Annotated in this window: 1 protein-coding gene (running past one end of the window); it reads left to right on the top strand. The window is 75.4% G+C overall.

Features of this window, described 5'->3' with window-relative positions; translation table 11 throughout:
• The first annotated feature begins 3 nt into the window (after nt 1–3).
• On the top strand, nt 4–12,944 hold the 5' portion of the coding sequence (locus AMK16_RS27810) for an SDR family NAD(P)-dependent oxidoreductase (RefSeq protein ID WP_073920088.1). 382 nt of this gene lie beyond the right edge of the window; 12,941 of the gene's 13,323 nt are visible here — the first part of the coding sequence; the start codon lies at nt 4–6; the stop codon falls past the right edge of the window.

Raw genomic sequence — 12,944 nt, 5'->3', positions numbered from 1 at the left:
CACGTGGACCGAAGGTCCGTTCGTTGTGCCCTGCACCTGAAGCGGGACAACCCGATCGTCGACGACCACCGGGTGCACGGGGTGCGAACCCTGCCGGGTGTCACCTTCCTCGACATCGTCTACCGGCTGCTCGCCGCCCGCGACGTTCCCCTGGACCGCACCGAGTTGAGCGATGTGCTGTTCGTCGAGCCGGTGGTCACCACGGACTCGTTCGACCGTGAGCTGACCGTCGACGTCGCACCCGACGGCGCCGTCTTCCGGGTGACGGCGACCAGCCGCCGGATCCGCGACGGGCTGCCCGTCGACGACAGCGTGACCACCCACCTCCAGGCCACCCTGCGCACCGACCTGCCCCCGCTCACCGGCGCCCCCGGACCTCAACCGTCCGCAACCCCGCGCGACGTCGGCGAGGTCTACGCCACCGGCCGGTCGGCCGGCATCGAGCACCGGGCGTTCATGCGCTGCGCGGGAACCCTGCGGGCCACGGCGGACCGGGTGCGTGCCGACATCACGCTCGGTGACGAGGCGCGGAGCACGGTGGGGGACTTCCTGCTGCACCCCGCCCTGCTCGACGGCTCGACCATGCAGTCGTACGCGCTTGCCTTCGACGGGGCGGACGCGGACGGACGCCCCCTCATCCCCCTGCACATCGGCTCCTTCCGCGCCGCCCGCACCCTCGGCGACGCCTGCACCGTCGACCTGCGCATGCACCCGGCGGGGGCGGGTGCCGGAGACGACGTGGTGAAGGCCGACATCGAACTGCGCGACGGAGCGGGCACGCTCGCCGCCCGGTTCACGGACCTGACCTTCAAACGCGTCCGCTCCGCCGCGGCGATCACCCGGCTCGCCGCCGAGCGGACGGAGCCGGCCCCGCGCGCCGCGGCCCCGGCCGTTCCCGCGCAACCGGAAGGCCCCGCCGACCCGGTTCGCGCCGACGGCGGACCGGTGGACATCCGGGCCGAGGTGGTCGAGTTGGTCCGCCGGGCGGTCGCCGACCCCGCACTGGTGGTGGAGGGCGACCGGGGCTTCTACGACCTCGGTCTGGACTCCTCCCAGCTCCTCACGCTGGTGCGGCTGTTCGAGGAGCACTGGGACATCGCGCTCTACCCGACCCTGCTGTTCGAATACCCGACCGTCGACGCGGTCGCCGCTCACCTCGCCGGACTGCTGCCCGCCGAACGGGCCGCCCGCCCCGCCCCCGCCGCCCCGGCGGCGGACACCCCTGCCCGGACCCACTGCCTGACCGGCCTGTGGCAGGCGTCGCCGCGCCCCCTCGCCTCGGTCGCCGCCCCTCTCCTGGTCATCGGCGACCAGCGGGTACGGACCGACCAGATCACCGTTCGGCGCGGTCCCGCCTTCCGCCGGGTCGCCCCCGACACCTACGAGCTGCGCCCCGCCGAGGCCGGGGACCTGAGGCTGCTCCTCGCCGACCTCGCCGGGCTCGGCACGGCACCCGAAGCGGTCCTGCACGTCGCGAACCGGGACACCGCCGACCTCCCCGGGGCCGTACGGTCCGCCTGCGGTGAGGTGCTCGCCCTGGCCCAGGTCCTCGCCGACCGCCCGGTCCCCGTCGTGCACGTGGGCCCGCCCCCCGTCGCCGCCGCCGTGGCCGGACTGGCCCGCACGGTACGCCTGGAGCAGCCGCGCCTCGCGATCACCGCCGTCGAGTGCGAGGGCCCCGCCGACCCGGACGCCCTGCTCGCGGAGCTCGCGGACCACGGGGAGACCTGGGTACGGCACACCCCAGGCGGCCGCCACGTCCGCCGCTACCGCGACGCCGACCCCGCCGCCGCCCCGGAGGTCCCCCTCCGGCCCGGCGGCGTCTACCTGATCACCGGCGGCGCCGGCGGCATCGGCCGAGAACTCGCCGCCCGGATGACCACGCGCGGAGCCACGGCCGTTCTCGTGGGTCGCACACCGCGCCCGGGACCGGACCACTCCTACGTCCGCGCCGACATCACGGTGCCCGCCGAGGTCGACGCCCTCATCAGCGGCATTCTCGAACGGCACGGCCGGCTGGACGGTGTCGTTCACGCGGCCGGCGTCCTGCGCGACGGCCTGTTCACCACCAAGCCCGCCACGGACCTCGCAGCGGTCCTCGCCCCCAAGGTGCGCGGAGCCGTGCTGCTGGACGAGGCGACCCGCCACCTGGACCTCGACTTCTTCGCCCTCTTCTCCTCGGTGACCGGCGTCGCGGGCAACGCGGGGCAGAGCGACTACGCGGCCGCGAACGCGTTCCTGGACGCCTACGCCCGCGACCGCGGCCTGCTCTCCTTCGCCTGGCCGCTGTGGGCCGACGGCGGCATGCGCACGGACGCCGCCGCCGAAGCCCTGTTCGCCCGGCAGGGCCAGGCCCCGCTGCCGACCACGGCGGGCCTGGACGTGTTCGAGCGGGCCCTCGCCCTGTCCGGCACCGAGCTGGTCGTGCTCCACGGCGATCCGGAACGGGCCCGCGAAGCCCTGGGCCTCACCCCCGCCGACGCCGTCTCCACCGGCCCCACCCTCACAGCGACCCCCCGGCCCGGGGAGAACCACGGCACACCGGAGGCCGACGACCGGGACGTGGCGGTGATCGGCGTCGCCGGCCGCTACCCCATGGCCGAGGACCTCGACCGGTTCTGGAGCAACCTCAGCGCCGGGCGGGACTGCGTCACCGAGATCCCGGCGGACCGCTGGACCTCGGACGGGTTCTACCGGCCCGACCGCGCACCCGGCCACTCGTACAGCAAGTGGGGCGGATTCCTGGAGGGCATCGACGAGTTCGACCCCGGCTTCTTCCGGATCACCCCGCGCGAGGCCGCGGGGATGGACCCGCAGGAGCGGCTGTTCCTCCAGACCTCCTGGCACGCCCTGGAGTCCGCGGGGCTCACCCGCGCCGACGTGGCCGGCCGCATGGTGGGCGTCTTCGCCGGAGTGATGTTCAACCAGTACCAGATGCTCGGCCTGGGCGCCGAGGACCGGCTGCCCGTACTGCCGACGTCCTTCTCCTCCGCCGTGGCCAACCGCGTCTCCGCGTTCCTCGACCTGCGCGGCCCCAGCCTGGCCCTGGACACCATGTGCTCCTCGTCCCTGACCGCGCTGCACCTCGCCTGTGAGAGCCTGCGCTCCGGGGACAGCGAGCTGGCGTTGGCGGGCGGTGTGAACCTGATCGTCCACCCGTACAAGTACCTGCACCTGAGCCAGGTCGGCTTCGTCTCCTCCGACGGCCGGTGCCGCGCCTTCGGCGCGGGCGGGGACGGCTACGTACCCGGCGAAGGCGTCGGGGTCGTCGTGCTCAAGCCGCTCGCCCGCGCCCTGGAGGACGGCGACCGGGTCCTCGCGGTGATCAAGGGCAGCGCCGTCAACCACGGCGGGCGCGCCGGAGGCTTCTTCGTACCGAACCCCGCCGCGCAGGCCGACGTGGTGCGCCGGGCCCTCGGCAAGGCGGGCGTGGATCCCGCCTCCGTCGGCTACATCGAGGCGCACGGCACGGGCACCTCCCTCGGCGACCCCATCGAGATCACAGCCCTCTCCCAGGCCTACGGCGACGCGCGGAGCCGGCTCGGATCGGTGAAGTCGGGCATCGGCCACCTGGAGTCGGCCGCGGGCATCGCCGGGCTGACCAAGATCCTCCTCCAGCTGCGCCACCGCACCCTGGTCCCCTCCCTGCACGCCGACCCGGCCAACACGAGCATCGACTGGGACTCCGCGGGCCTGCGCGTCCAGCGCCAGTGCGAGCCGTGGCCCGCCGGAGCCGGCGGTGGCCCGCGCCGCGCCGGAATCAGCGCGTTCGGAGCCGGCGGTTCCAATGCCCACGTCATCGTCGAGGAGTTCCAGCAGCAGACGCCGGCCACCGAGGGCGCCACCACCCGCGGACCGCAGGTGGTGCTGCTCTCCGCCCGCACCCCGCAGGCGCTGCGCGAGCTCGCCGAGCGGTACGCGGAGCCGACGGCGGGCGACCCGCTCGACGAGGTGGCCGCCGTAGCCGAAGCGGTCGGCCTTGCCGGCGCCGACCCGGAGGCCGAGCTCGACGAACTCGGCCTGGACGTCGCCGACCTGCGCAGGCTCGCACGGGTCCTCGCCGACCGGTTCCCGGGACGGGCCCCGCACGTCGACGCCCGTTCCACCCTCGCCGGTCTCGCCGGGGCCGTCTCGGCGGGCGCCGGACGGGAGGCGGCGCTGGCCGACATCGCGTACACGACGCAGATCGGCCGGGAACCGCTGGAGGAGCGGCTCGCCGTGGTCGCCTCCGACACGGCCGGACTCCGTACCGCCCTCCACGCCTTCCTCGCCGGTGCGCCCGCGCCCGGCCTCCACCGGGGCACCGTCACCGGGCAGCGCCCCGCCGGAGACCCGCTTGCGGCCGGCCCGCTTCCGGCCGACCCGTCCGCCTGGGCGCGCAGCTGGGCGGACGGCGCCGCACCCGACTGGCGCGCCCTGCACCGCGACCGGCAGCCGCGCAAGGTCGAGCTCCCGCAGTACCCGTTCGCGCGTGTGCGGTGCTGGGTCGACGTACCGGCCCCGCGGTCGGCGGCCCTTGCGTCCGCCGGGGCCGCCGAGCCCCGCGTCGAGACGCTTCCACTGGACGTCCCCACCTGGGAGGCCGTCCCGGCGCCCACCGCTACGCCGACGCCGGACGGCGCCGTCGTGGTGCTCCACGCCCCCGCCCGGGCGGGCCTGGCCCGCGAGCTGGCCGCCCGTCACGAGGGCGCCGTCTTGGCCGAACTGGGCACACCGCTCCGGGTGACACCCCGTCTGGTCTACGTCCTGACCGGGCCCACCGACACCACCGGCCCTCTCGCGGACGAGACCGGGCGGGTCGCGCGCGCCGAGGCCGCGGGCGTCAAGGCCCTCGCCCCGTACGCCCGGGCCTGGTGCCGCGAGCACACCCTCGACTGGGTGATCGTCACCACCGGCGCCGCCGCCCCGCCCGGCCGCTCCGTCACCGACCCCTACGCCGCCGGGATCACCGGCTTCGCCCGGGTCATGGAGAACGAGCACCGGGGCTGGTCCGTCGCCTGCGTCGACCTCGATCCCGCCCACGCGTCCGCCGCGCTCCTGGCGCCCGCGCCCCGGGGAACGCGCGTCGCGTACACCGGAACCGTCCGCCACGCCCAGGTCCTGCGGCCCGCCCCGGCCGCCGACGGGCCCGTCCCGCTGCGCCGGGGCGGCACGTACGTGATCGTCGGAGGCGTCCGGGGCATCGGCCTGGCCATCGCCCGCCGCCTCGTCGAGGACTGGGACGCCCACGTGGTGCTCGTCGGCCGCAGCGAGCTCGCCGACCCCGGCTTCGGGGACCGGATCCGCTACGCCCGCGCCGATGCCACCGACCCGGGCAGGCTGGCGGCCGTATTCGACGAGGCGGGCCCGGTGCACGGCGTCGTCCACGCGGCGCTGGTGCGGCGCGACCGACTGGTGCGCGACCTCACGGACACGGACCTCGCGCAGAGTCTGGCGGCCAAGTCCGGCGTCGCCGCGGCCCTGGCCGACGCCCTGCGCGGACGGAACCCGGACTTCCTGGTGTTCTTCTCCTCCGCCCAGTCCTTCCTCGGCGACCCCGGCCTGGCCAACTACGCCGCCGGCTCCACCTTCCTCGACGCCTACGCCCACGCGCTCGACGCCCGCCTGCCCTACCCGGTGCGCGCCGTCGACTGGGGCTTCTGGGGCACCGTCGGGGCAGTGGCCGACGACACCCACCGGGACCGCCTGACCGCGGCCGGCTTCCGGTCCATCACTCCCCGGGCGGGCTTCGCCGCGCTCGTCGAGACGCTCCGGCGGCCGGCGCCCCAGAGCGTCGTCGTGCCCGGCACCGAGGCCCTGCGCGAGCGCATGGCAGCGAACAGGAAAACGGAGAGCACCGACGTGACGCCCACCAGCGGGCGGCCGAACGCCGCCGACCTGCGCGTGGTGGAGGACTTCCACGCGCTCGACCGACAGATGACCCGCATCGCGGGCGTGGCCCTGCTCGCCCTGCTCGACGACCTGGGAACCTGGCACGGGCCCGACCCCGACGCGGACGAGGTCCTGCGCCGGGTGGGTGTCACCCCCCGGTACGAACGCCTCCTGCGCACCGTGCTCGACGCACTCGTGGGCGACGGCCTTCTCACCTCCGACGCCGGGCGGCTGCGCCCGGCCCCGGACGCCTTGGCCGGCGCCCGTGCGGGCGGACACCTCGGGCAGCTCGCCGCCCTCGCCGACGCGCACCCCGAGTCCGCCGTCTTCGTACGGCTGCTGGCCCTGTGCCTGGAGCGCTACCCGGAGCTGCTCCGGGGCGAACTCCTCGCCACCGACCTCCTGTTCCCCTCCTCCGGCACCTCGCTCATGGAACGCGTGTACCGCGGGAATCCCATCAGCGACCTCTACAACGACCTGCTCACCCACCGCCTCGTCGCGCATGTGCAGGAACGCCTCGCCGGCCTGCCCGCCGACGCCACCGTCCGCATCCTGGAGGTCGGATCGGGCACCGGCGGCACCTCCGCCGGACTCCTGCGCGCCCTCGCCCCGTACGGCGGCCGGCTCGAGTACTGGTACACCGACCTGTCGGTGACCTTCCTCGCCCACGGCAGGCAGGAGTTCGGCGCCCGGTACCCCTTCCTGCGGTTCAAGCGCCTCGACCTGGACACCGACCCCGTCGTCCAGGGTTTCGACGAGGGCGGCTTCGACCTCGTGGTCGGCGCCAACGTCCTGCACGCCACCTCGGACGTCGGCCGTGCCCTGCGCCACCTGCGGAGGGTCCTGCGCAGCGGGGGCGAACTGCTGCTCAACGAGCTGACGACGGTCACCCTGTCCGGCACGCTCACCTACGGGCTGTTCGACGGCTGGTGGGCCCACGGTGACACCGGCCTGCGCCTGCCGGGTTCCCCGCTGCTGGACGTTCCCGGCTGGACCGGAGTGCTCGGCGAGGCCGGCTACGAGGCGGTGACGGCCTCCCCGGACCCCGCCCGCACCACCCGCAACTTCCAGCACGTCCTGGTGGCCAGGGCGGCGGCCGTCGCCACCGCACCCGCCGGCACTGGGGCGACGGGGACCACTCCGGCCACCGGATCCACCCAGGTCACAGGAACCGGACAGGCCACAGGGGCCGCCACGGCCGCCTTCACCGACACGCTGCTGGACCTGACCTCGGACGCCTCCGGCATCCCCGTCGGCGAACTCGACCTCGACCGGCAGATCGGGGACTACGGTTTCGACTCGGTCAGTTACAACCTCCTCGCCAGCCGGCTCAACGAGGTCCTCGACCTGGACGTGACGCCCGCGCTCTTCTACGAGACCCCCACCCTGCGGGCCCTCGCCCACCGTCTCGCACGCGACCACCGCACGGCGCTGCCCGCCACCGCGTTCCCCGCCGCGCAGCCGCCCGCGGCCCGTGCCCCCGAGGACCGGCCCGCCACGGGTTCGGCCGCGCGCCCCGTCGACCCGGAGGCGATAGCCGTCATCGGCATGAGCGGACGGATGCCCGGCAGCGCCGACCTCGGCGAGTTCTGGGACCACCTGGTGGACGGGGACGACCTGGTCACCGACGTCCCCGCGGAACGCTGGGACCGCCACGCGCTCCCGGAGGGCGTACACGCGAGCCACGGCGGTTTCATCCACGACGTCGACCGCTTCGACCCCCTCTTTTTCGGCATCTCCCCGCACGAGGCCGAGGGTATGGACCCCCAGCAGCGATTGGTGCTGGAAGGGGTCTGGACGGCCCTGGAGGACGCCGGCCTGGCGCCGGGCAGCCTCGCGGGAGCCGACGTCGGACTGTTCGTCGGGGCGGGATCGAGCGACTACGACGAGATCCGCAAGACCGCCGGCCTGGCGGTCGACGCGCACGCCGCCACCGCCACCGCGCACTCCATCCTGGTCAACCGGGTCTCCTACCAGCTCGACCTGCACGGGCCGAGCGAACCGGTCAACACCGGCTGCTCCAGCTCCCTGGTCGCCATCCACCGGGCCGCCGAGTCCATCCGCTCGGGCGAATGCGACATCGCGGTAGCCGGCGGGGTCAACCTGGTGCTGTCCCCGTACAACCACGTCCTCCTCAGCAGCACAGGCATGCTGAGCCCGACCGGACGGTGCCGGACCTTCGACGCCGGCGCGGACGGCTTCGTACGCGGCGAGGGCTACGGCTTCGTGGTGCTGGCCCGCGCCGAGCGGGCCGAGGGCCGGCAGGTCCGGGCCTGGCTGCGCGGCAGCGCCGTCAACCACGGGGGCCGGGCCCGGTCCCTGACCGCGCCCAACCCGGCCGCCCAGGCGGCGATGATCGTACGGGCCCACGAGCGTGCCGGAACCGACCCGGCCACCCTGGGCTACCTCGAGACGCACGGCACCGGCACGGAGCTCGGCGACCCCGTGGAGATCAACGGCCTGCGGATGGCCTTCGACGAACTGCTGAGCCGCCGGGGCACGCCCCCGCCGGCCGAGCCGTACTGTGCACTCGGAGCGGTCAAGGCCAACATCGGCCACCTGGAATCCGCTGCCGGCGCCGCCGGAGTGATCAAGGTGCTCCTCGCGATGGAGCACGGCGTGCAGCCGCCCCTGGCCGGACTGCGGGAACCGAACCCGCACCTGCGCCTCGACGGCAGCCCCTTCCAGTTGCTCCGTTCGGCGCGGGCCTGGCCGCTGCCGGCCGCCGGGCCGCGCCGCGCGGGCGTCAGCTCCTTCGGCTACGGGGGCGTCAACGCCCACGTCGTCCTGGAGGAGGCCGGAGCCGCGCCCGAGGTACGGCGGCCGCACGGCCCCTGGGTGTTCCCGCTGTCCGCGCGCACCCCGCACGCCCTGCGCCGGTACGCGGCCGCACTGCTTGCTGCCGTCGAAACGGCGGACCGGACACCGGAACTGGCCGACGTGGCACACACCCTCCAGCACGGCCGCGACGCCATGGCGGAGCGGCTCGCGGTCACCGCCGCCGACCGGGCCACGCTCGCCGCCGCCCTGAAGGCCGCCGCCGGCGGCGCGGACCACCCCGCGCTGGCCCGGCCCGCGGGCGGGACGGACGCCGACCGCTGGGTGGCCGGAGACGCGGTCGACTGGCCGACGGGCGGGGTCTCGATCCCGCTGCCCACCTACCCGTTCGAACGCCGCCGGTGCTGGGCCGACCCCGTGGCGACCCCCCGTCCGGAGGCGGACGCCGCCCCCGCGGCAGCGGTCCCGTTCCCGGTGAGCACGGCCCCGGCGTCGGCGCCCCCGGTCCGGGCAGGTGTCTACGCCCCGCGCCGGCAGCCCGTCGCCGACGTGGCCCTGCGCGGGCCGGTCACCGGCCCGGTCTGGGTGCTCGGCCCCGCGGAGCTGCCGGGGGCCGAGATCCACCGGATCGGCGCGGCGCCGCTGGAGTCCCTGCCGACCCCCGTCGCGGTCCACGCCGTGATCGAGGGCGAGCGCGGGGTCCTCGACCTCTTCCGGATCGTCCACCACCTCCAGGCACGCCCCGGAGCGGGCGGCGAACTCGCGCTGACCGTCGTGACCCGCGCCGCGACCGACCCGGCGTCCGCCGCGGCACTGGGCCTCGCCCGGTCGGTGCGGAGCGAGTGCGAGCGCTGGCGGGTGGCCACCGTCGACATCGGCCCCGAGGACCCGACGGCGCTCCCCGTCGCCGCCCCCGGCGACTACGCACTGCAGGCCGGCCGCTGGTACCGGGAGGTGCTCCAGCCCGTCGACGCGACGGCCGGGGCCGCGCCCGTCCTGCGCGAGGGCGGTACGTACGTGATCGTCGGCGGGACCGGCGACGTCGGTCTGGACATCGCCGAGCAGCTCGTACGGCGTCACCGCGCCCGGGTCGTCCTCGTCGGGCGTTCCGCGCCGGACGAGGACCGGGCGGCCCGGATCAGGGCCCTCGACCCCTCGGGCACCCGGGTGGAGGTCCACCGGGCGGACGCCTCGGAACCGGGTCACATCCGCGCCGTGCTCGACCGGGTGGGCGTCGTCCACGGGGTCCTGCACTCGGTGACCGTGCCCAGCGACCGGTCGCTGGCGGCCATGGACGAGGAGTGGTTCCTGCGGGGCATGGCGGCGAAGAGCCGCACCACCGAGGCCCTCGCCGATGCACTGGGCGACCGGCGGCCGGACTTCCTGGCGTTGTTCTCCTCGGTGCAGTCCTTCCTCGGCAACCCCGGCCAGGCGGCCTACGCGGCCGGGTGCACCGCCCAGGACGCCATCGGCCGCGCGCTCGCCGCGCGGCTTCCCTACCCCGTCCGCGTCGTGAACTGGGGGGCCTGGTCGGGCTCCGCCCTCACCGAGCGCCACCTGGGCCGGCTGACCGCGGCAGGGGTCCACCCGCTCTCGCCGGAGGCGGGATTCGAAGCGCTGAGCCGGGTGCTCGGCCGACAGGAGGTTCAGGTGGCAGTGGTCTCGGGCACGGACGAGTTCCTCGGCCGGATCGGTGTTCCGGCGGCCGGTGCGGACGTACGGCAGCAGCCTGCCGCCGCGGCCACGCCCGAGGCCGGGTCTTCCTGGCGCGCCGCGGCGGCCGACGAGATGCTGGCCGTCCTGCGCGAGGTGGCCGGCATCCGGCCCGGGGAACTCGCGCCGGACGACCTGCTCAGCCGGTTCGGCTTCGACTCGATCACGTACACGAGGCTGAGCTCCCGGATGAACGCGCGCTGGGACCTCGACCTGACCCCGGCCACGTTCTTCGGCGTGGCCACCGCCGACGACCTGATCGGCAAGATCCTCCAGCACCACGGAGCGGCTCTCGCGCGGCACTGGAGCGACGACGCACCCGCCGGGGCCCCGGTGTCCGACGGGACCGCGGCATCCGACGGCACCCCGGCGCCCGGCCCGGCTCCGGCAGCCGAACCGGCCCCCGGACCCGAACCGGCCCCCGGACCCGCACGGGCCCGCGGGCAGGCCGTGGCCGTGGAGGACTTCCCGGCAGCCTCCGTCCGCGCCGCCGCTCCGGTGCCCGTCACCGGCGGCCCCGTCGCCGTCGCCATCGTCGGCATGGCCGGAATGCTCCCCGGCTCGGACGACCTGGACGCGTTCTGGGCGCACCTGACGGCGGGCGACGACCTCGTCGGCGAGATCCCGGCCGACCGCTGGGACTGGCGCCGCCTGCACGGGGAGCCGACCCCCGGCGAGTTCCGCACGACGGCGAAGTGGGGAGGGTTCCTGCCCCGGGTCGACCTGTTCGACCCGCAGTTCTTCGGCATCTCCCCCCACGAGGCCGTGGCGATGGACCCGCAGCACCGGCTCGTGCTGGAGGCGGCCTGGAGTGCGATCGAGAACGCCGGCATCCGGCCGTCCGCGCTCGCCGGCACCGACACGGGCGTCTTCATCGGCAGCAGCACCTACGACTACTTCGAGCTCCAGCACGCCCTCGGCGTCCCGCTCGACGGCTACAGCACGGTGGGCAGGGCCCACGCGATCATGTCCAACCGGGTCTCGTACCTGCTGGACCTGCACGGCCCCAGCGAGACCATCGACACCGCCTGCTCCTCCTCGCTCGTCGCCGTGCACCGGGCGGCCGAGGCGATCCGCGCCGGCGACTGCGAGGTCGCGCTGGCGGGCGGCGTGAACGTCATCGCCTCGCCGACGCTGTTCGTGGACATGAGCCAGGCCGACATGCTGAGCCCGGACGGCCGCTGCCGTACCTTCGACGCGCGCGCCAACGGCATCGTCCGTGCCGAGGGTGTGGGCGTGGTGGTGCTCAAGCGCCTCGACGCGGCGATCGCCGACGGCGACGTCATCCACGCGGTCCTGCGGGGCAGCGCCGTCAACCACGGCGGCCGCACCAACTCGCTGACCGCCCCGAACCCGGACGCGCAGGCCGCCTGCATCGTCAAGGCGCACCGCCGCGCCGGTGTGGACCCGCGGACCGTCGGCTACGTGGAGACCCACGGCACCGGCACCGAACTCGGCGACCCCGTCGAGGTCGAGGGCCTGAAGTCGGCCTTCGCAGAGCTGTACGCCGATCACGGCGCGGCACCGGGGCGGCCGCACGTGGTGCTGGGCGCGGTGAAGACCAACACCGGCCACCTGGAGGCGGCCGCGGGCGTCACGGGCCTGATCAAGGCCCTGCTCGCGATGCGCCACGGTTCGATCCCCGGCAACATCCACCTGGAGAAGCTCAACCCGCACCTGCGTCTCGACGGCAGCCCGCTGCTCCTGCCGTCCGGGAACGAGCCCTGGAACCGGGTCCGCACGGCCGACGGCGCCGAGGCACCGCTGAGGGCGGGAGTGAGCTCCTTCGGCCTCGGCGGGGTCAACGCGCACCTGGTGGTGGAGGAGTTCCGGGAGGCGTCCGTCCTTCCGGCGGCGGGGGAGCGGCTGTTCGTCCTGTCGGCGAAGACCCCGGAGCGGCTGCGCGACTACGCGATGCGCCTGGCCCGTTGGGCCGCGGACCACCAGGACGTGGACCCGGCGGCCCTGGCCCACACCCTGGGCACCGGCCGGGAGGCCTTCCCGGAGCGTCTCGCGGTCGTCGCCGACTCGACCCGTGCGCTGGTGGCCGCACTGGAGGCGTGGCAGGCCGGCAAAGCGGCCCCCGGCGTCTTCGCGGGGGACGGCAACGACGCCACCACCGCCCTGCTGCTGGACGGCCCCGAGGGCAGCCGGTACCTGCGGGCCGTGGTGGACGCGGGCCGACTGGACAAGGTCGCCCGGCTGTGGGTCGGGGGCGCCCCGATCGACTGGGCGGAGCTTTGGCCGGGGACGGCGCCCCGGCGGGTGCCCGCACCCACCTACCCCTTCGCCCGGGAGAGCTACTGGCTCACGCCCGGAGCCCGCTTCGACGCCCACCAGGCGGCCCAAGCCGGCCTGGTCGCCGACACCGCGGTCGAGGCGGATGCGGACACCGCGGTGGCGGATGCGGCCACCGACACCGAGGTCGGACCGCATACCCGTGCCGGATCGGAGACCGCGACCGGCGTCGTGGCCCCGGCGCGGACACCTGCCGTCGTGGAGACGCCCGTGCCCGCGCGGTCGGCCGGGGCCGGGACTCCCGCCGGAGACGACGCCGAGGGCGCCGTCCGCACGCACGTACG

This window comes from Streptomyces sp. CB00455, assembly GCF_001905445.1.
GTDB lineage: Bacteria > Actinomycetota > Actinomycetes > Streptomycetales > Streptomycetaceae > Streptomyces.
This window is presented reverse-complemented; position numbering and strand designations above follow the sequence as displayed.